Raw genomic sequence first — 20,846 nt, forward strand, 5'->3', positions numbered from 1 at the left:
AGTCACTGTCAGTTCTTGCGGGATACTGTCAGGAAGCATGTGAGCAGACCAGAGGAGCGGGTGTGGCAGGGCTGAGGGAGCGCAAGAAGGCGGCCGCGATGCGGCAGATCCAGCACCAGGCCGTGGCGTTGTTTCGTGAGCACGGTTTTGATCGGGTCACCGTGGAGCAGGTGGCGGAGGCCTCCGAGGTCTCACCGTCGACGGTCTACCGCTACTTCGGCACCAAGGAGGGCTTGGTCCTCCACGACGAGTACGACGACGTGATCCTCGAGGTGATGGAGGCGCGCTTGCGCGAAGGGGTGGCCTTCCTGCCGGCAGTGGGTGAGGCGCTCGGCGCCATCGGTCAGGGGCACTTCGGCGATGACCGGGAGGAGACGATGCTGCGCATGCAGCTGTGGCTGGGGCACCGGGGCGTCCAGGCCGCGGCTGGGATCTACTTGACGGAGGTCACCGAGCGGGTGGCAGCCCTGCTGGAGGAGACCGGCCATGGCAGTCGTGCCGAGGCGCGTTTCGTGGCCGCTGCAACCATCAATGGCTTCATCGCGGCCATCCGCAGCTGGCACGAGGACGGTGCGGTGCGTCCCGCCGAGGAGTACGTGCGGGAGGGGCTGGATGCCCTCGCGCGGCTTCTCCAGGCTGCCTGACCGGTGGTGCCCGGCTGGCCCCGTCAGGCGTTCTGCTCGTAGGCCTGCCGCAACAATCCTTCCAGCCAGCCCGGGTCGTCGCCGACGACCAGGTGGGTCCAGTGCGTGGCCTGGGCAAATCCCTTGGCGGGTACGATGCGCTCGTCGTCGGGGGCATCACGGAAACGCAGCCCGACGCGCACGGTGTTGCGCGGGCCGGGCCCCACGGCGGCAAACTGCCGCCGGTGCACGATCGGGGTGTAGGTGGCGCGTCCCTCGACGGTGGCCTCGGGGCCGACGGAGGCTGCCAGCGCCACCACCTGGTCATGGAGCGGACGCAGCGGCTGCTTCTTGCCGGCATACATCTGGTCTGCGAACTCGTCGGCCGTGGGCATCACCCATCCGTGGCGCCCGGCCACCTCGAAGGCGATGGCCCACTGGCTGTTCTGGGCAATGCCGTGCTCCTGCTTGAGCCAGCGCCGCACGGACAGCTGGTCCAACGGATCCAACCCACTGGCCTCCACCACCGCAACCCATTCCTCCAGGGTGCGCCCGGTGCGCTGGGCCATGGATTCGCTGACCGCGCGGGCCATGTCGTCTGGGCTTGCCATGCAGACCATTCTGCCCCGCTGAAAACTGTCGGTGGCGTCAACTAGGCTCCAGTGCGTGGATGACGACTTCGAGGACGAGCTGCAGGACGATGCCTCCGAACCCTTCGAGCAGGACGGCCCGGGGCTGTTCGACGAGGGGCCCACGGCCGCGCCCGACGGTCCGCTGGTGACCCAGGAGCCGGACGATGGGCTCGAGGACGACCCCGAGGACGAGGTGCTGATGGGTGGCGCCGGTGATCCGACCGTGCTGGATCCGGAGGAAGCCGACGATGCTGCCACCAGCATCGATGCCGCCCCGGTCGATCTGCAGGCTGCTGAGTCCGACGCGGATGCGCCCAGCACCCCAGGCGCGCCCACCACCGCTCCCGTGCCCAGCGCAGCCGAGGGCCCGGGCGAACTGGCCGCCCCGGCGGCTCGACACCAGCCGCGGGCCGTCGACGAGGCCCCTGCCGCGCCCCTGGCCCTGTACCGGCGCTACCGGCCCGAGACCTTCGCCGAGGTCATCGGGCAGGAGCACGTCACCGACCCGTTGCAGCGCGCCCTGCAGAACAACAAGGTCAACCACGCCTACCTGTTCAGCGGCCCGCGTGGCTGCGGCAAGACCACGAGCGCGCGCATCCTTGCTCGTTGCCTGAACTGTGAGAAGGGGCCGACCCCGGAGCCGTGTGGTGAGTGCCAGAGCTGCAAGGACCTGGCCCGCGGCGGCAATGGCTCCATCGACGTGATCGAGATCGACGCGGCCAGCCATGGCGGCGTCGACGATGCGCGTGACCTGCGTGAGCGAGCCTTCTTCGCCCCGGTGCACAGCCGCTACAAGATCTACATCATCGACGAGGCCCACATGGTGACCGCCCAGGGCTTCAACGCGATGCTGAAGTTGGTGGAGGAACCACCACCCCATGTGAAGTTCATCTTTGCCACCACCGAGCCCGAGAAGGTCATCGGAACGATCCGATCCCGCACCCACCATTACCCCTTCCGTCTGGTGCCGCCGAAGGTCCTGCAGGGCTACCTGGCGCAGCTGTGCCAGGCCGAGGGTGTCTCGGTCGACCAGTCGGTGCTGCCCCTGGTGGTTCGTGCCGGTGCCGGATCGGTGCGTGACTCGCTGAGCGTGCTCGACCAGTTGCTCGGCGGTGCCGCGGAGCAGGGGGTCAGCTACGAGCAGGCCTCGGCATTGCTGGGCTACACCCCTGATGCGCTGCTCGACGAGATCATGGACGCCTTTGCCGCGGGAGATTCCGCGGGGGTCTTCGCCACCATCGACAAGGTGATCGAGGTGGGCCAGGATCCCCGTCGCTTTGCCGAGGACCTGTTGCGTCGGTTGCGAGACCTGGTGATCGTCGCCGCCGTGCCGGATGCCGTGGCCAGCGGCCTGATCGACGTCTCGGGCGACCAGGCCGAGCGGTTGGAGACCCAGGCCAATGGTCTGGGGCGGGGCGAGCTGACCCGTGCCGCCGAGGTGATTGCCACCGGCCTGACCGACATGCGGGGCACCACCGCACCCCGGCTGCACCTGGAACTGATGTGTTCCCGCGTCCTGCTGCCCGGTGCCGACGTCGACGGTCGCGGCATCCACGCCCGGCTGGACCGGTTGGAGCGACGGATGGGAATGGTGGGTGGCGCTCCCGACACGGCGCCAGCCGACCAGGGGCGTTGGGAGATGCCCGAGCCGACGCCGCAAGGGCCAGTCGGCCCCCAGGCGGCCCGGGCCGCAGCCCAGGCCAGCCGTGCGCCGCAGCCCGCAGGGCCCAGCGAGCCGGCGCCCGGGCAGCGGCCAGCGCCGGCCCCGACCGGCGCCCCGGCCCCAGGCAATGCCCAGGCGCCCGACGTGCCGCCGGCTGCCGGGCAGCCTGCCCAGCAGAGGCCCGCGCCGGGTCCGGAGACGGCCGGCCAGCCCATGACCCCACAGACTCCCCAAAGCCATCAGCCGCAGCAGGCAGCGGGTCAACGTCCCGCTGCGGGGGCAGGGCAGCGCCCGGCAGGTCCGCCGCCAGGCCAGGGCCAGCGTCCTGCGGGGCCCCCGCCCGGCCAAGGCCAGCGCCCTGCGACAGCCGGGCCCCAGGCCCCCCAGCCGCAGCAGCCGTCACCCGCCCAGGGACCAGCTGCACGCGGGACCCTGTCGGTGGCCGACGTGCGTCGGTTGTGGCCCCAGGTGCTGGACGAGGTCAAGAACCGCAAGCGCTTCGCCTGGATCCTGCTGAGCCAAAACGCCCAGGTGGTCGATGTCAGCGACGGCGTCCTGGTGCTGGGCTTCACCAGCACGGGTGCGCGCGACCGTTTCGCCTCGGGCGGCACCCAGGACGTGCTGCGCGACTGCATGGTTCAGGTGATGGGCGCCGACCTGCGGATCGAACCCATCCTGGAGGCCGGTGGGGGACGTGCGCGCACCGAGCCCAGCAACCGATCACAGCCTCGACCCGCGGCGCCGGACCATGCTCCCGGGGGTGCGCCGGCCGGACAGCCCCCGGCAGCGCAGGCTCCGTCGGGGCCGGCCCCGGCCGGTCCGGCGCCATCGGGGCCAGGCGATCGGCAGGCGGCGGCTCCTGCCGTCGCACCCCGCGCCCCCTACGACGACATGCCGCCACCCGACCCGGAGGATGCGCCTCCGCCAGACCCCCGTGACGAGCACGAGCCGCCCGCCACTTCACGCTGGACCCAGCAGGCGCGCCAGAGCATCCGCCCCACCGCGGCGGGCCCCAGCGCGCCAGAGGCCGAGGTGGACGAGTCACAGCTGGTCAGCGAGGACGACGAGTCCCTGGATGAGAGCGGCGAGTCCGCTGCCGAGCTGATCACCCGGGCGCTGGGAGGCGTCGTGATCGCAGAAGGTGAGTCGCAACTGTGAACCCCAACGTGACGATCGTCTTGGCACCCGACTCCTTCAAGGAGAGCCTCACCGCCAAGCAGGTGTGCACCGCCCTGGAGGCCGGCCTGCGGCAGAGCCTGCCCGAGGCGAACATCCTCCACGTCCCGATGGCCGACGGCGGTGAGGGCACCGTGCAGGCGCTGGTGGATGCCACCGGTGGCAGCCTGCTCACCGCACCGGTCGCAGGGCCGATGGGAGGGCCGATCGAGGCAACCTTCGGGATCCTCGGCGACGGGGAGACCGCGGTGATCGAGATGGCCGAGGCGAGCGGTTTGGCCTTGGTTCCCGAGGGTCGGCGCGACCCGCGTCGGGCCACCACCCGCGGTACCGGCGAACTGGTGCTGGCCGCACTCGACGCCGGGGTGCGCAACATCGTGCTGGGCATCGGCGGCAGTGCCACCAATGACGGCGGTGCGGGCCTGGCCCAGGCGCTGGGTGCCCGCCTGCTCGACGAATCCGGCCACGAGCTGCGCCCCGGCGGAGCGGAGCTGGCCAAGCTGGCCACCATCGACGTCTCGGGCCTCGATCCGCGGCTGGCCGAGACCACCTTCCAGGTGGCCTGCGACGTGAGCAACCCACTGTGCGGCCCACAAGGCGCCTCGGAGATCTTCGGCCCGCAGAAGGGCGCCGACCACCGCTGTGTGGCCGAACTCGACGCCGCCCTGGCGCACTATGCCCGCATCATCGAGCGTGATCTGGGCCGCGACGTGGCCACCCTGCCCGGCGCGGGCGCGGCGGGAGGCCTGGGCGCGGCCATGGTCGCCTTCTGCGACGCCACCCTGCGGCGCGGAGTCGACATCGTGCTGGAACACAGCGGTCTGGAGCAACACCTGCAGCATGCAGACCTGGTGATCACCGGCGAGGGGCGACTCGACGGGCAGACCCGCTTCGGCAAGACGCCCAAGGGCGTGGCCGATCTCGCCGGGGAGTACGAGGTGCCCGTCATTGCCCTTGCTGGAAGCCTTGGGGATGGGGCCGAGACCCTGCTCGATGCGGGCTTCAGCGCTGTCCTGCCCGTCGTTGCCGGGGTCGGCACCCTGCAGCAGGCGCTGGCCGAGGCGGCCGGGAACCTCGAGCGCACCGCACGCAACCTGGGCGCCCTGCTGAGGATGGGGGCGGCGCTGCCCGTACCCCCGTGGCCCGTGGCAGACGCCGGTGGTGAGCAGTCCGGTGCCCAGCAGGCCACGTAGGGTGGTCAACGGCTCCCGGCGCGTTCCATGACCGGGATTCCCCGGTCCACCAGCAACCACCAGCAGCACCCGATGAGAGGAAACCGCATGTTCCCCGAAGGCATGGACATGAACAGCCTGATGGCCCAGGCCCAGGCGATGCAGGCGCAGTTGCAGCAGGCGCAGCAGGAACTGGCCGAGTCCAGCTTCACCGGTACCGCCGGAGGAGACCTGGTGGAGGCCACCATGACCGGTGCCGGTGAGCTCACCGGGTTGGTCATCAAGCCCGAGGCGATCGACCCGGAGGATGCCGAAGGGCTCGCCGACCTGGTGCTGGCCGCCGTGCGCGACGCCAGCGCCCAGGTGAGCGCCAAGGCCGCCGCGGTGATGCCCGGCATGCCCGACATGGGCAGCCTGGGCTTCTGATCCTCCGCCCCGCGGGGCCTCGACAAGCTCGGCCGCCGTGGTTGCCGAGCTGAATCCATCACGGTCCCCGAGCTTGTCGAGGGGCAAGAAAGGTCTCCATGTACGAAGGTCCGGTCCAAGACCTCATCGACGAACTGGGCCGTCTGCCCGGCGTCGGGCCCAAGAGCGCCCAGCGCATCGCCTTCTGGATGCTCGATCAGCCGGTGGAGGACATCGAGCGCTTTGCTCGCGTCGTCGGCGAGGTGAAGGCGCGCGCCCGGTTCTGCCAGGTCTGCTTCAACGTCTCGCAGGAGGAGACCTGCCGGATCTGCCGCGACGCTCGCCGTGACCAGTCGGTCATCTGCGTGGTGGAGGAGAGCAAGGACGTGGTCGCCATCGAACGCACCCGCGAGTTCCGCGGGCTGTACCACGTGCTGGGTGGCGCCATCAGTCCGATCGACGGCAAGGGGCCGGCCGATCTGCACATCCGTGAACTGTTGAGCCGGCTGGCCGACGGCACGGTCACCGAGATCATCCTGGCCACCGATCCCAATACCGAGGGCGAGGCGACTGCCACCTATCTCAGCCGCCTGTTGAAGGACATGGGATTGCGCATCTCCCGGTTGGCCTCGGGGCTGCCGGTGGGCGGAGACCTGGAGTATGCCGACGAGGTGACCCTGGGGCGCGCCTTCGAAGGCCGGCGCTACGTCGACGGCTCCCCGGCCGGGAGGGCATGAGCGTGTTCCGGTTGGTGGCGACCGATCTGGACGGGACCCTGCTCCAGACGGACAAGAGCATCAACGCCTGGACTCGCAGCGTCCTCGACGCGCTGCAGGACCGAGGCGTGCCAGTGGTCCCCGTCACCGCCAGGCAGCCCAAGGGATTGGCCCCCATCACCGAGGCCTGCGGACTGGCCGGCTGGGCGATCTGCGTCAACGGCGCCCTGGCCCAGCACCTGGGAACGGGCGAGGTGGCCTTCGAACACCTGGTGCCGGTGGAGGCGATGGCCGAGCTGGCCAACCGGGCCCAAGCCGAGGTGCCCGGAACCGTCTTTGCGACGGTGCGTGACCGCGGCGCGACCTTCGGGCTGCAACCGGAGTACCGGGCCATCACCGGCCCCGACGACCACCAGCCCGCCATCGCGTCCTCCCATGACATGTCGCTGGCCGAGGTGATCGCCGAACCGGCGCTGAAACTGCTGGCCCGTCACCCCAGCATCCCCGCCCTGGAACTGTCGCACCGGTTGCAGGGGCTGGGCCTCGAGGGAGTCCACATCACCACTTCGGGGGCGGACTTCGTCGAGATGGCCGCCGGGGGAGTGACCAAAGCCACTGCCTTGGCCGAACTGTGCCAGGTGTTGGGGATCGACCAGCACCAGGTGGTGGCCTTCGGCGATGCACCCAATGACGTGGAGATGCTGCGCTGGGCCGGCCGCTCCTACGCCATGGCGGGCGCTGACGAGAACGTCGTCGCCGCCGCCACCGCGCGATGCGGCAGCAACGACGACGACGGTGTGGCGCGCCAGTTGATGGAGCTGATGCGTTCCAGCAGCTTCCTGCTGGACTGACCTCCCGGCCGGGAGGCCAGCCGTCGGGTCAGCTCTCCTCGTTCTTGTCGTCGAGCACCGGCTGCACCTTCTCCTCCCAGAAGGTGCGGGCTGCGGCGCGCAGCGAGTCGATGTCGGAGTCGTTGGTCACCACGTAGGTGGAGACCTCCTCGCGCTCGTCGTCGGTCACCCGGGCATCCAGCCGCTCCCAGGCCGCCTCGCGGCTGATGTCCTTCTCGCTCATCAGGCGTTCGGCCCGGTGCTCGACGGGGCTCGCCACGGCCACCACCTCGTCGAAGCGGCTGGCCTGGTTGGTCTCTGCCAGCAGCGGTGCATCCACCACGACGACGGCGTCCGGGCCGGCCTGGCGCGCCCGGGCCTCGATCTCGCTGATGATGCGCGGATGCATGATCGCCTCCAGCCGCAACCGGGCGTCGCGGGAGGAGAAGACCAGGCGGCCCAGGGCCTGCCGGTCCACGACGCCCTCGGCAGTGACGATGTCCTCACCGAAGACCGAGCGGATCTCGTCCTGGATCTCGGTGTCGTCGTCGAGCAGGCTGCGGTTGATCTCGTCGGCATCGATGACCACGCCACCCATCAGGCGCAGCTCGTCGGCGACGATCGAGGTGCCCGAGGCGGCTCCGCCGGTGATGGCGATCGACAGCAGGGGCAGCCCGGCCTGGGCCCGGCGCACCGCATAGGTGTTGGGCACGTGGGTCTCGAACTCGGGTTCGGTGCCCGGCTCGAACTCGGGACGGATCACGTACTCGGTGACCGGCACCCCGTCCTCCTGCACGCGACGCACGTACTCCTCGGCGGGCAGCACCTGCTTCCACTGGCGGGTACGTACCGGGCGTGCCGCGCCGGCATCCTCGCGCAGTGCCTGGATGACCATCAGCATCTGCAGGAAGTTGATCACCATCATCGGGAAGCCGATCACGATGATGACCTCCTGCAGGGCGCTGAGGCCGTTCTCCCCGGCGGTGAGGATGATCGACGCGCACACCGCGCCCACCGACAGGGCCCAGAAGACACCCTGCCGCCGCGGGGCCGGGTCTTCGTGTCCGTTGGCCATGGCGTCCATCACCAGGGCGCCGGAGTCGATGGAGGTGATGAAGAACAACACGATCGCCACCAGGGCCACCATGGCGGTGATCTGGTACAGCGGCAGCGCGCCCAGGAACTGGAACAGGGCAGCCTGGACATTCCCCTCGGTGACGATGGTCTCGGTCAGGTCGCCTCCGCTGGCCGCATTCGGTGCGCTTGAGCGGTCCTGGGTGATGCCGTTGTAGCCGTAGATCGCCATCCAGACGATCACGAACAGCGACGGTGCGCCCAGCGTGCCCAGCACGAACTCCCGGATGGTGCGGCCGCGGGAGATCTTGGCGACGAACATGCCGACGAAGGGTGCCCAGGTGACCGTCCAGGCCCAGTAGAAGACGGTCCAGTCGCCGGACCACTGGCCGTCGTTGTGCAGGTCGTTGAAGAAGGACAGCACGGGCAGGTTGGCCGCATAACCGCCGAAGGACTCGACGATGGCGCGCAGGGTGGGCACGGTGGCGCCGGTGATCAGGATGAAGACCAGCAGCGCGGTGACCACCACGATGTTGGCGTAGGACAGCCGCTTGACGCCCTTGTCCATGCCGGCCAGCACCGAGGCCAGTGCGATGCCGGTGATGATCGCCAGGATCATCGCCTGCACCCAGGGAGCGATCTCGAGCCCGAAGACGTAGTTGGCGCCGGAGTTGATCTGCAGCGCGCCAAGGCCGGTGGAGACCGACAGACCGAAGACGGTGGCGACGATGGCGATCACGTCGATGATCTTGCCGATGGGGCCGTGGATGCCGTCACCCAGCAGTGGGTGGAAGGCCGACGAGACGCGCGGTGGCAGCTTGCGCTTGTACGTGAAGTAGCCGAAGCCCAGGCCGGGAACCACCAGGATCGCCCACATGTGCAGGGCGAAGTGGAAGTTGGCGATGGCCAAGGCCTGGTCGGCAGCTCGGTCGCTGAAGGGAACCGTATCGCCCAGCGGAGGATTGGCGTAGTGGTTCATGGGTTCCGCCACGCCCCAGAACATCAGGACGGCACCGACGCCGGCGGCGAAGAGCATGCCGAACCACGCCACCCCGGAGTAGTCGGGAGTGGCGTCGTCGTCACCGATCTTGACCTGTCCGTAGCGGGACAGGGCCAGTGCGAGGGCAAAGAGCACCAACAGCGTCACCGAGAGGGTGAAGAACCACCCCATCTCGTAGCGCAGGAAGCTCGACGCCTTGCCGAAGATCCCCTGCACAGTGGTGGGGAAGGTGCTCATGGTGACTGTGAAGAGCACCACCAGCAGGGCGGATCCGAAGAAGATCGATGGTGAGGTGCGCAAACCGAGGGCAGAGTGTAGACGGTGGGCGACTTTGCTCATGGGGAATTCCCGGGTAGAGGTCGATGGCTCGTGCCAGCCGACCACCACAGGGGCTCCGGCCAGCCATGAAGTGCTCCGTGGAGCCTACTGGCAGTGGCGCCCACTGGGGAGACATCTCCGCGGCGTGTGCGCGGATTGCTGAATTCTTCGCGCTTGGCGGCATGGCCCCTGCACGGCGGTGGCAGACCGTGCAGGGGCCATGGTGTGGCTCAGCCCGCGATGCCGTTGAGCTCGTTCGGCGTCTGGTCAACGGTGATGGAGCGGTCGACCTTCTTGCTCGCCAGGTCCACGGAGTGGAGCTTCTTGGCGGCCGGTTCGCTGACCCACACCTGCTCACCCTGCACGAACAGCGTCGGGCGCGGCTCCTGCCACACGACGGGCTCGGTCCAGGCCTTGGTGACGGGGATCTCTGCCGTGATCTTCGCGCTGGTCGGGTCGATGACGCGCAGTGTGCCATCGGTGCCCAGCACCAGGGCCTCGCCCTTCGCGCCCCGTCCCAGTGAGCGGAAGGAGTAGGAAGCCTTGACGTCCACCAGCTGCAGCTTGCCCGTGGCGGTGTCGGTCAGGGTGACGCGCGTGGGGCGCTCCAGCTCGGCGTCCTTGTCCACCTTGTAGTCACCCAGCACGACGGTCGAGGACGGGCTGCCGAACTGGTTGCCGATCCGGCCGTACGCGTCGGGCGACTTCACCTTGGTGATCGTGTTGCCCTTGGCGATCAGCAGGCCGTCCTCGCAGCCGACGGTGATGGCGTCCTTCACCGCGGCCTCGCCGTGCACGCCGGGGCAGTCGGTGTTCTGGGCAATGGTCTTGCCCTCCTTGTCCTGGATCGCCAGGCCGTTGCGGCTCTTCTCGTCGCCGATGGTGTGGATGAGGCTGTCGTCCTCACGGAAGACCGCGACGCCGTGGTGGGCCTGGGGCAGCTTCACCTGGTGGGTGTGGGGCTTCTCGTCCGAGAGGGTGGTGGGGTCGTACCACTCGATGCGGCCCTCGCCGTCGTAGAAGAGGGCGGTGCGTCCGCCGTGGGTGACGGCGTGGCCGGGTTCCTTGCCGTCGAAGGTGATGTCGGTGAGCAGCGGTTCGGTCTTGTTCGAGTGGGTGTGGTCACCGTGTGGCCTGGTCCACGCGCCCATGTCGAGCACTCGGAAGCCCTGGCCCTCGGTCACCAGCAGTCGCCGGCCGTCACCGGCCTGGTTGAGGCGGGTGAACCCGTCCAGGGGGAAGGCGGCAACCTTCTCTCCCTTCTTGGCGTCGATCACCTGGACGCCGCCGTCGTAGGTGAAGGCCAGCCGCGGGGTGGGGCCGGCGGCTTCGACGGTCTTGCGAGCGCTGGGGCTCTCGTGCTCGTGGCTCTCGTGGTCGTGCGCGCTCTCGGTGGCGCTGGGTGTGGCTGCCGGGGTGGCCGCGGTGCCGCAGCCGGTCAGGATGGCGAGTCCGCAGGCGGCGGTCAACGCAACATGGATTCTATTCATAGTGAGAATCAGTATCATTAAGGGTCTCGGGTGCGCAAGGAAGGGCAGGGCTGGCCAGGCTCTAGCGGGCTCGGACAGCGTGCCGCCCTGCGGATACGACAGGTGCGTTGACCCCACCGGGCCGGGTTAGGCTCACCCGCATGCTCGCCCAAGACGCCAAGCCGCGCCTGTGGACACGGACCTTCACGAGTCTGACCCTGGCGAATTTTGGCATTGCCATGATCTTCTACATGCTCACCGCGACGTTGAGCGGTTGGGCCTTGACCGATCTGGGCGCGAGCCAGACCCAGGCCGGCTTGGTGGCTACGGCGTGGTTCCTGGGGGCGATGACGGCCCGACTCTTCGCCGGCCGCATGATGATGCAGTACGGCGAGCGAGTGGTGGTCCTGGGTAGCGGCTTGGCCATGCTGGCAGGCAGTCTGCTGTACCCGTGGTCGGACTCCGTGCTGCTGCTGTTGGTGCTGCGTTTCGTGCACGGCATCAGCTTCGGGGTGGCGGCCACGGCGCTGGCGGGAACCACCCTGTCGCGGGTGCCGATCGAGCGACGCGGTGAGGGCTCCGGCTGGTTCAGTCTGGGTCTGGCCCTGGCCACCGGGGTGGGGCCCTTCGTGGGCAATGTGGTGCAGGCCAGCGGGTTGGGTCAGCAGGGCGTCTTCTGGTTGTCGGTGGGCTTTGCCCTGTTGACGGTGGTGATGTCGCTGGTGGTCGTCGGTGAGATGTCGGGGCCCCCCACGGTCAAGCCGGGCAGGGGCAGTTCATTGTCCGACTACGTCGATCCGTCCGTGCTCCCGATCGGCATCGTGGTGGCGGCCTGCGCCATGCCCTTCGGCACCATCCTCACTTTGCTGATGCCCTATGCGCGGTCCATCGACCTGGAGAAGGCCGGGGGCCTGTACTTCCTGGTCTATGCGGTCGTGATCGTCTTCTCCCGCCCGGTGGCGGGGGTCCTGCAGGACCGTCTGGGAGACACGACCATCATGCTGCCCATCATCGGGGCCATGATTGTCGGTCTGCTGTTGACCACCTGGGCGCCCAACGGACTGGTACTGCTGTTGGGTGGTGCGGTGCTCGGCCTGGGGTACGGAACGTTGGTGCCGGCCGGGCAGACGGTGGCGATCAACCTGGTGGGCTCGGCCCGCGCCGGCCTGGCGGTCTCCAGCTACTTCCTGCTGGTGGATGCCGGTACCGGCATCGGTCCCTTCGTCCTGGGTTCCTTGGTGGAGCCGCTGGGCTACCGCGGCGCGCTGCTGGTGGGAGTGGCATTCTCGGTGGTCGGTTTCATCGGCATGTTCCTGCTGCGGCGCAGGATCGCTGCGCAGAAGCAGGCCGCTGCGGCCTGATCGTCGCTGGGAAACTGGTTTGGGGCCCCGCCCATGCGGCCCTAGAATGTCTGCGTCCGCAAGGCGACGATGGGGCCATCACCCCGGAGCTGCCGGAAGAACGGTCACCACCCACCGGGTGGCGGCTCACTAGACCCGGCCGCGGCGAGCAAGAGCGGGATCTCCGTCGGCCCAGCCTGTCGAGGCCACGGAATCCAAGGAGGGTGGTACCGCGGGCCGCCCGGACACGCGTCCGGCAGTCTCGTCCCTTCGTCCAAGGACCGACGAAGAGGAATGCGATGAGCACCGATACGACGAGCACCCCCGACAATCCCGGTGCGGAGCCCAGTGGGCGTGCTGCGACGCAGGAGCAGCAGGGCGCAGGGCGCGGAGCGCGGGGGGTTCAAGGGGGGTCGTCCCCCCTTGCCTACAAGGCAGTCCCGGCCCAGATCGACCTGCCGGCCATGGAGCACGAGATCCTGGACTTCTGGCAGGCCAACCAGACCTTCGAGGCCACCTTGGCCAAGACCGCCGACGGTGAGCCGTGGACCTTCTACGAGGGTCCCCCCACCGCCAACGGCCAGCCGGGCACCCACCACATCGAGGCTCGCGTCTTCAAGGACGTCTTCCCCCGCTTCAAGACCATGCAGGGCCGGCACGTCGAGCGCAAGGCCGGTTGGGACTGCCACGGTCTGCCCGTCGAACTGGCGGTGGAGAAGGAACTGGGCATCGACTCCAAGGACCAGATCGAGGACTACGGCGTCGAGGCCTTCAATGCCAAGTGCCGCGAATCGGTCGGCCGGCACGTCGGCCAGTTCGCCGAGCTCACCAGCCGCATGGGCTACTGGGTGAACATGGACGAGGCCTACTGGACGATGTCCCCCGAGTACGTCGACTCCGAGTGGTGGGCGCTGAAGACCATCTTCGACAAGGGCCTGCTGGTGGAGGACTTCCGCGTCGCTCCCTACTGCCCGCACGACCAGACCGCCTTGAGCGACCACGAGCTCGCGCAGGGCTACGAGGACACCGTCGACACCACCGTCTTCGCTCGTTTTCCCCTCACCAGTGGCCCGTGGGCCGGCAAGGCAGACCTGGCGATCTGGACCACCACCCCGTGGACGCTGATCTCCAATGTCACCGTGGCCGCTGGCGCCGACATCGACTACTGCGTGGCCCGCAAGGAGGGGGAGACCCCCGTCGTGTTGGCCGTCGACAACGTCCCCACCGCGCTGGGCGAGGAATGGAGCATCGCCGAGACCTTCAAGGGCGCCGAGATGGAGGGCTGGACCTACCAGCGGCCCTTCGACGCCATGGAACAGCCCGGCAAGGCCTTCTTCGTCGTGCTGGAGGACTACGTCGCCGTCGGTGAGGGCACCGGTCTGGTGCACCAGGCCATGGCCTTCGGCCAGGACGACTACGAGTCCAACAAGCGCCACGGGGTGGAGTTCGTCAACCCGATCGGCGCCAACGGCTGCTTCAAGGAGGGGACCGGCTTCGTCAGCGGCCTGTTCTTCAAGAAGGCCGACCCGGTCATCATCGACAAGCTGCGCGAGACGGGCCTGCTGCTGGGCACCCTGGACCACGAGCACCCCTACCCGCACTGCTGGCGCTGCCACACGCCGTTGATGTACTACGCCATGCCCAGCTGGTACATCCGCACCACGCAGCGCAAGGACCAGTTGCTCGCCGAGAACGAGAAGACCAACTGGTACCCCGAATCCATCAAGCACGGCCGCTTCGGCGACTGGCTGGAGAACAACATCGACTGGGCGCTGAGCCGCAGCCGCTACTGGGGCACGCCGCTGCCGGTGTGGCGCAACGACGAGGACCCCACCAAGGTGGTGTGCGTCGGTTCGCGCGCCGAGCTGGCCGAGCTGGCCGGCGACCCGTCGGTGGCCACGATGGACCCGCATCGTCCCTTCGTCGACGACGTGACCTTCACCCTGCCCGGGCACGGCGGCACCTACCGTCGTGTTCCCGAGGTGATCGACGCCTGGTTCGACTCGGGCTCGATGCCCTTCGCGCAGTGGGGTTTCCCGTGGGTTGAGGGCTCCAAGGAGAAGTTCGAGGCCAACTACCCGGCCGACTTCATCTGCGAGGCCACCGACCAGACCCGCGGCTGGTTCTACACGCTGATGGCGGTGAACACGCTGGTCTTCGACCAGTCCAGCTACAAGAACGTGCTCTGCCTGGGCCACATCCTGGCCGAGGACGGCCGCAAGATGAGCAAGCACCTGGGCAACATCCTGCTGCCCATCCCGTTGATGGACAAGCACGGCGCCGACGCGGTGCGCTGGTTCATGGCCGCCTCCGGTTCGCCGTGGGCCGCCCGTCGAGTGGGTGACGGCACCATCACCGAGACTGTCCGCAAGGTGCTGCTGACCTACTGGAACACCGTCGCCTTCCACGCCTTGTATGCCCGGACGAATGACTGGGTGCCCCCGAAGGCCTCGACAGGCTCGGCCGCCGCAGACGCAACCACGCTCCCCGAGCCTGTCGAGGGGCGTCACGTGCTGGACCGGTGGCTGGTCAGCGCCACCAACAAGTTGGTGGTCGACGTCACCGAGGCGCTGGAGAACTTCGACACCCAGCACGCCGGCAGCCGGATCGCGACCTTCGTCGACGAGCTGAGCAACTGGTACGTGCGTCGCAGCCGCCGTCGCTTCTGGGACGGCGACCAGTCCGCGCTGACCACGCTGCACGAGACGCTTGAGGTGCTGACCCGGCTGATGGCGCCGTTGGTGCCCTTCATCACCGAACGCGTCTGGCAGGACCTGTTCGTCGCCGCCGATCCCGAGGCCCCGAAGTCGGTGCACCTGGCCGACTGGCCGGTCGCCGACACCTCGGTCATCGACGAGCAGCTGGACAAGGCGATGGACATGACCAAGCGCCTGGTGGAGCTGGGCCGCAGTGCCCGCGCCGAGGCCAAGGTGAAGACCCGCCAGCCGCTGGCCCGGATGCTGGTGCCCAGCTACGCCCACGCCCAGCTGGACGACAGCCTGGTGGCCGAGATCGCCGCCGAGCTGAACATCAACAGCATCGAGTCCTTCAGCTCGGCCGGCGACGTCGTCGACTACTCCGCCAAGGGCAACTTCCGTGCCTTGGGCAAGCGCTTCGCGAAGCAGACGCCGCTGGTGGCCAAGGCCATCGCGGAGGCCGACGCCGCCAAGCTGGCCGCCGACCTGACCGCCAACGGCACCGCCACGGTGGACTTCGACGGTGGCACCCAGGTGAGCGCCGACGAGGTGATCATCTCCGAGCGTCCGCGTGAGGGCTGGAGCGTGGTCAACGAGCAGGGCGAGACGGTGGCGCTGGACCTGCAGCTCACCCCGGAACTGGTGCAGGCCGGTCTGGCCCGTGACGCCATCCGCTTCGTGCAGGAGACCCGCAAGGCCTCGGGGCTCGAGGTCAGCGACCGGATCCACCTGCAGTGGGCTGCCACCGGGGACCTGGCCTCGGCCATCTCGACCCACCAGCAGCTGATCGCCGACGAGGTGCTGGCCACCCAGATGGAGGCCGGCGTGCAGGGCGACGACTGGAAGGTGGAGCCCGAGTTGGGGCTGGCCGTGAAGGTCACCCGCCTCTGAGCGAGCCTGCCCGAACCGCCCGTCATCCTTCCTGAGGATGACGGGCGGTTTCCTTTACCCGAAGTTCATCATCCGACGGCAACCCGACCTGCCGCCCCGGGCGTATTGGGGGTGAGGGGACGGACCTGCTGCCCCCTTTGTCGAGGAGGACATCGTGAACGCCAAACGTCGTACCCAGTCACTGACCAGCCTCGCCCTGGGCGCGGCCATGGTCGCCGGTCTCCAGGTGGGCGCCGCTGCCCCCGCGCAGGCCGCCGGACCCAAGCAGCCAAGGCAGGTGGAGTTCACCAATTACGGCACCCGCGCCACCTTCACCCACGTCACCCTGACCGTCGGTTACCCCAAGAAGGTCTCCCGGACGGCGTGGGAGAGCACAGTCCAGGTCTGTGCCCGCGGCGCCGAGCCGGTGGCGATCGGCCCGGACACCTTCAGCTACACCGTCGCCGATGGCGACACCCGCATCTACCAGCCCAGTGCTGGTGAGACTGGCAAGGGCCTGGCCAACCAGTGGCTGCCGGCCGGCAAGTGCACCAGTGGCACCATCACCGCGACGGGCAGGGAGCCGCTCATGACCAGCTTCCACGACCTGGCCACCAATGAGCGCGTCGACATCCTTCCGGCCACCGAGTGGGACGCGATTCCGCGGGTCGGCTGGCCTCGTGCGGCCGGCACCAGCAACTACTTCGGTGACTTCACCAATGACAAGGTGGCCGACGTGATGGGCCTGTCCAATGGCGAGGGCATCACCTACCGCACCGTCGCGGGACCGCGTCTGACCGCCGCCGGACGCCCCGGCGTCAAGGGCCTGAACTCCAAGTACAACTGGATTCGCAAGGCCCCCGACATGGACCACAACGGCGCCTCCGAGATCCTGGCGCGTGACTTCACCGGCACCTTGTGGCAGCACCGCATGATGGGCAACAACCGGGCGGGCTTCCCGACGATCATCGGCTACGGCTTCAACGACGCCAGCTACATGACCGTCATGAATGACGTCAACGGCGATGGCCATGCCGAGCTGCTGGCCGTGCGCAAGGACGGACGGTTGACGCGCCAGTCGGTCAAGCCGGTCAGGGTCTCCGCCCCGGTGCAGGTGGGGCGCAACTGGCATCTGATGCGCGAGATCCTGTCGGTGGGCGACTTCTCCGGCGATGGCCGGGCCGACCTGCTGGCGATCAGCGACGACGGCAAGCTCTACCGCTACGCCTTCGATGCCAACGGCAAGATCGTCAACACCAAGCAGGTCGGCCGCGGCTGGACGACCTTCTACCAGGTCTTCAGCCCCGGCGACATGAATGGTGACGGGCGTCGCGACATGGTGGGCGTGCGCGGTGACGGCAACCTGTACTTCTACGCCAACAAGGGCCCCGGTCGCTGGGGTGCGGCGAAGCAGATCGGCAAGAACTGGCGCGGGCTCGGGTCCATCGCCTGAGCCGATCCTCGACAGGGTTTTCCTTCCGGCAGGCAGTGGGGTCGTGATGCGGCGCCACTGCCCGCCAGCCCTCTGATTGCCGGAGAATGCCAGCAGGTGGTCCCATCGAGGCCGGGTCCGTGACAATGTTGGGGCATGGACAAGCGCGCAGCAGACCGGCCCATCAGGTGGGGCATCGCCGGGCCGGGCCGAATGGCCCAGGCCTTCGTCAAGGACTTCGCCCATGTCGAGGGGGCCGTGCCCCTGGCGGTGGGGTCCCGCAATCGTGACCGTGCCCAAGGCTTTGCCGACGAGTTCGGCCTCGAGAAGGCCTTCGGCAGTTACCGCGAACTGTGTGAGTGCCCGGACGTGGACGTGGTCTACATCGCCACACCGCACCCGCAGCACAAGGCGATCGCCCTGGAAGCGATCGACAATGGCAAGGCGGTCCTGGTGGAGAAGGCCTTCGCCACCACGCTGGCCGGCGCCCACGAGATCGTCGAGGCGGCCCGAGCGCAGCAGGTCTTCGCGATGGAGGCCATGTGGACCCGCTTCCAGCCCGTCGTGCGTGCCCTGCACGAAGTGGTCGACCAAGGGCAGTTGGGGCAGTTGCTCGGCGTTCAGGGTGATCTCTACGCCCAGCGCGACTTCAACCCGACCGACCGCCTCTTCGCCAAGGAGCTCGGTGGTGGCGCGCTGCTCGACCTGGGCGTCTACGTGCTGCAGTTCGCGCAGGACTTCCTGGGTGCGCCCAACCAGATGGAGGTGAAGGGCACCCTGTACCCCAATGGCGTCGACGCGCAGGCAGGCATGGTGCTCACCTACGACTCGGGGGCGCTGGCGACGCTGGCCGTCTCGCTGCAGTCCACGGGCCCGGGGCGCATGGTGGTGATGGGCGACCAGGGCTGGGCCGAGGTCAAGCCGCGCTTCCACCACCCGGATCGCGTCGTGGTGCACCGCAAGGGCGTCACGCCGCGCACCCTCGCGCACGCCCCTGCCGGCACCGGCTATGCCCACGAGATCGACGAGGTCAACGCCGCGCTGCGTGAAGGCCGTCTCGAGAGCGAGATCATGCCGTTGTCCGACACACTGGCAGTCATGGCACAGTTGGAGCAGGCGTTGCACGCCGTTGGCGTAAAGCACACCGATCAGCCACTGTGATCAGGCAGGATGAAAACATGAACATTTCCGTTGCGCTCAAGAACGAGAAGAAGCGATACGAGGCGACCGTCGACGGTCAGCTCGCCGGCACCATCAGCTACGAGGTCGAGGGCGATGTCCTCGACCTGCAGCACACCGTCGTGGAGCCCGACTATGAGGGCCAGGGCGTTGGCGGTGAGCTCGTCAAGGGCGCCCTGGACCACATGCGTTCCATCGGCAAGAAGGCCAAGCCCACCTGCTCCTTCGTCGCCGACTGGATCGAGAAGAATCCCGAGTACCAGGACATGGTTGCCTGATCGACCGTTCGGCCTACACGGCCACGGCCCCCGAGCTTGTCGAGAGGGTCATGCGGAGCCCTTGGGGAGCGACCTCTTGTCGCCGTCCCCGAGGGCTTCGTCGTTCTTCGCCTGGTTCTGCTTGTCGTCGGCGTCATCGCCGAGCAGGGCTGCGGAGACCATCATCGGGATCAGGATGATCCACCAATACCGCCAACCGGTGGCGAAGCAGATGATCAAGGCCAGCGGAAAGGCCGCGCCAGAGGCCGCCTGTCGCCAATTCCAGGTCTGGCCGGTGACGACGGCGGGGGCAGAGTCGCGACGCACGTCCAGCTCCCCGCCGGGCTCGTCCCGACGGAAACGACGGTGACCCTCCAAGGGCGGCAGATCCACGAAGAGCACCGCCAGATCGCCCAGGGTGCGCGCCTGCAGCGCGTCCGACATCCGCTCGTCGAACTCGGCGGCGTCGATCCGCCCAGCGGCATGGTGTTCACGCAGCTGGTCCAGTGCGTCGTCGCGTTCGGCATCGCCGATCCGCAGGGAGGTGTTGCCCACGGCGGCAGACTACTTCGTGGCGGGGGCAGAGGACCTGTCGGGGGCTTCCTGCCGATCGCGGGGGAGGCGCTCCCACTGCGCGGATGAACTGACGCCCGGGCTGGCTGCTCGGTACAGTTGCAGTTGGCCCCCACGTCCGGGGGTCGGCAACCGGGAGGTCTCATGGGACGGATTGTCCAGAAGTTCGGCGGATCATCGGTGGCGGACGCCGCCTCGATCAAGCGCGTCGCGCGCCGCATCCTGAACGCGAAACTGGCCGGCAACGACGTGGTCGTGGTGATCTCCGCCATGGGCGACACCACCGACGAGCTGATGGACCTGGCCCTGCAGGTGAGCCCGCAGCCCAAGGCGCGTGAGCTCGACATGCTGCTGACCACCGGTGAGCGCCAGAGCGCCGCCCTGCTGGCCATGGCCCTGAGCGATCTTGGCGCCGAGGCCCGCAGTTACACCGGATCGCAGGCCGGGGTCATCACCACCGGCAAGCACGGCGACGCCCGCATCATCGACATCACCCCGGGCCGCGTGGAGCAGGCACTCAACGAGGGCAATGTGGTCATCGTCGCCGGTTTCCAGGGCGTCAGCCAGACCACCAAGGACGTCACCACGCTGGGCCGCGGTGCCTCCGACACCACCGCCGTGGCGCTGGCCGCCGCACTGCATGCCGACCACGTGGAGATCTACTCCGACGTCGACGGCGTCTTCACCGCGGATCCGCGCATCGTGCCGGGCGCCCGGCACATCCCCGAGATCAGCTACGAGGAGATGCTGGAGATGGCCGCCAACGGCGCCAAGATCCTGCACCTGCGCTGTGTGGAATACGCACGCCGCGAGAACGTCCCCGTCCACGTCCGTTCGTCCTTCTCTGACAAGCCCGGTACCTGGGTGAAGGACCTGCCCGAAGGAAGCAAGATGGAACAAGCACTGATCACCGGCGTTGCCCACGACCGCTCCGAGGCCAAGATCACCATCGTCGGGGTGCCCGACCGTCCGGGTGAGGCGGCCGAGATCTTCGACACCATCGCGCGCTCCGAGATCAACATCGACATGATCGTGCAGAACGTCTCGCAGGTGGCCAGCGGCCGCACCGACATCTCCTTCACCCTGCCCAGCACCGACGGCCGCAAGGCCATCGAGGTGCTGAACTCGATGAAGGACCAGATCAAGTTCGAGGAGCTGCTCTACGACGACCAGATCGGCAAGGTCTCGATCATCGGCGTCGGCATGCGCTCGCACCCCGGCGTCACTGCCTCCTTCTTCCGTGCACTGGCCGACGCCAGCATCAACATCGACATGATCTCCACCTCCGAGATCCGCATCTCCGTGGTCGTGGACGCCGAGCAGGTGGACGACGCGGTGCGTGCCGCGCACACGGCCTTCGGTCTCGACGCCGATGGTGAGGCCGTGGTCTACGCCGGCACCGGCCGGTGACCGCATCCTCG

16 protein-coding genes are annotated in these 20,846 nt (G+C 68.4%); 12 read left to right on the forward strand and 4 right to left on the reverse strand.

Annotated features, from left to right (window positions below):
- Positions 1–62: 62 nt before the first annotated feature.
- Positions 63–644 carry a TetR/AcrR family transcriptional regulator gene (locus ACOAMO_RS06710; RefSeq protein WP_420176811.1) on the forward strand — a complete coding sequence of 194 codons (582 nt, stop codon included), beginning with the start codon at positions 63–65 and terminating at the stop codon, positions 642–644.
- Positions 645–667: 23 nt separating this feature from the next.
- Here ACOAMO_RS06710 and ACOAMO_RS06715 read toward each other — a convergent pair whose 3' ends face one another.
- Positions 668–1,234, reverse strand: a complete 567-nt coding sequence (locus ACOAMO_RS06715; protein ID WP_420176812.1) for a DUF5655 domain-containing protein — start codon at positions 1,232–1,234, stop codon at positions 668–670.
- A gap of 79 nt (positions 1,235–1,313) precedes the next feature.
- Here ACOAMO_RS06715 and ACOAMO_RS06720 point away from each other — a divergent pair, with 79 nt between their 5' ends.
- The 5 genes from ACOAMO_RS06720 to ACOAMO_RS06740 all read left to right on the forward strand — a co-directional run bounded on the left by ACOAMO_RS06720 (position 1,314) and on the right by ACOAMO_RS06740 (position 7,238).
- Entirely contained in the window at positions 1,314–4,076 is a 2,763-nt protein-coding gene (locus ACOAMO_RS06720) for a DNA polymerase III subunit gamma and tau (RefSeq protein WP_420176979.1), read from the forward strand.
- 8 nt (positions 4,077–4,084) lie between these two features.
- A complete protein-coding gene (locus tag ACOAMO_RS06725) occupies positions 4,085–5,287 on the forward strand; it encodes a glycerate kinase (protein WP_420176813.1) in 1,203 nt (400 codons plus the stop codon).
- Between the two features lie 87 nt (positions 5,288–5,374).
- On the forward strand, positions 5,375–5,692 hold the full coding sequence (locus ACOAMO_RS06730; protein ID WP_420176815.1) for a YbaB/EbfC family nucleoid-associated protein: 318 nt from the start codon (positions 5,375–5,377) through the stop codon (positions 5,690–5,692).
- Between the two features lie 98 nt (positions 5,693–5,790).
- Positions 5,791–6,408 (forward strand): recombination mediator RecR, encoded by a 618-nt coding sequence (recR, locus tag ACOAMO_RS06735; RefSeq protein WP_420176816.1) that lies wholly within the window; start codon positions 5,791–5,793, stop codon positions 6,406–6,408.
- The gene (locus tag ACOAMO_RS06740; protein ID WP_420176817.1) at positions 6,405–7,238 is read left to right on the forward strand and encodes an HAD family hydrolase; all 834 of its coding nucleotides are present in this window, start codon (positions 6,405–6,407) and stop codon (positions 7,236–7,238) included. Before recR ends, ACOAMO_RS06740 begins: the two co-directional genes overlap by 4 nt.
- 28 nt (positions 7,239–7,266) lie before the next feature.
- On the opposite strand, the gene coaE is transcribed toward ACOAMO_RS06740, so the two are convergent.
- Together coaE and aztD are read right to left on the reverse strand one after the other, a co-directional pair.
- Positions 7,267–9,630 (reverse strand): dephospho-CoA kinase, encoded by a 2,364-nt coding sequence (gene coaE / locus ACOAMO_RS06745; protein ID WP_420176818.1) that lies wholly within the window; start codon positions 9,628–9,630, stop codon positions 7,267–7,269.
- A 209-nt stretch (positions 9,631–9,839) separates the two neighbouring features.
- On the reverse strand, positions 9,840–11,099 hold the full coding sequence (gene aztD / locus ACOAMO_RS06750; protein ID WP_420176819.1) for a zinc metallochaperone AztD: 1,260 nt from the start codon (positions 11,097–11,099) through the stop codon (positions 9,840–9,842).
- 140 nt (positions 11,100–11,239) lie between these two features.
- Here aztD and ACOAMO_RS06755 point away from each other — a divergent pair, with 140 nt between their 5' ends.
- The 5 genes from ACOAMO_RS06755 (at position 11,240) to ACOAMO_RS06775 (ending at position 18,873) form a co-directional block, all read left to right on the forward strand.
- Positions 11,240–12,439: an MFS transporter gene (locus ACOAMO_RS06755; protein WP_420176820.1), complete on the forward strand. Its 1,200-nt coding sequence runs from the start codon at positions 11,240–11,242 to the stop codon at positions 12,437–12,439.
- A gap of 278 nt (positions 12,440–12,717) precedes the next feature.
- Entirely contained in the window at positions 12,718–16,005 is a 3,288-nt protein-coding gene (ileS, locus tag ACOAMO_RS06760; RefSeq protein ID WP_420176821.1) for an isoleucine--tRNA ligase, read from the forward strand.
- A gap of 154 nt (positions 16,006–16,159) precedes the next feature.
- Positions 16,160–17,437, forward strand: a complete 1,278-nt coding sequence (locus ACOAMO_RS06765; protein ID WP_420176822.1) for an FG-GAP repeat domain-containing protein — start codon at positions 16,160–16,162, stop codon at positions 17,435–17,437.
- Between the two features lie 135 nt (positions 17,438–17,572).
- Positions 17,573–18,577: a Gfo/Idh/MocA family protein gene (locus ACOAMO_RS06770; protein ID WP_420176823.1), complete on the forward strand. Its 1,005-nt coding sequence runs from the start codon at positions 17,573–17,575 to the stop codon at positions 18,575–18,577.
- 17 nt (positions 18,578–18,594) lie between these two features.
- Complete coding sequence (locus ACOAMO_RS06775) at positions 18,595–18,873, forward strand: GNAT family N-acetyltransferase (protein WP_420176824.1); 279 nt, start codon at positions 18,595–18,597, stop codon at positions 18,871–18,873.
- A 48-nt stretch (positions 18,874–18,921) separates the two neighbouring features.
- Here the strand turns inward: ACOAMO_RS06775 and ACOAMO_RS06780 are convergent, their stop codons facing one another.
- Entirely contained in the window at positions 18,922–19,407 is a 486-nt protein-coding gene (locus tag ACOAMO_RS06780) for a DUF1707 SHOCT-like domain-containing protein (RefSeq protein WP_420176825.1), read from the reverse strand.
- A 162-nt stretch (positions 19,408–19,569) separates the two neighbouring features.
- Here ACOAMO_RS06780 and ACOAMO_RS06785 point away from each other — a divergent pair, with 162 nt between their 5' ends.
- Positions 19,570–20,835 (forward strand): aspartate kinase, encoded by a 1,266-nt coding sequence (locus ACOAMO_RS06785; protein WP_420176826.1) that lies wholly within the window; start codon positions 19,570–19,572, stop codon positions 20,833–20,835.
- Positions 20,836–20,846 lie beyond the last annotated feature (11 nt).

Origin of the sequence: Luteococcus struthionis (assembly GCF_048595755.1) — a bacterium.
Classification (GTDB): Bacteria; Actinomycetota; Actinomycetes; order Propionibacteriales; family Propionibacteriaceae; genus Luteococcus.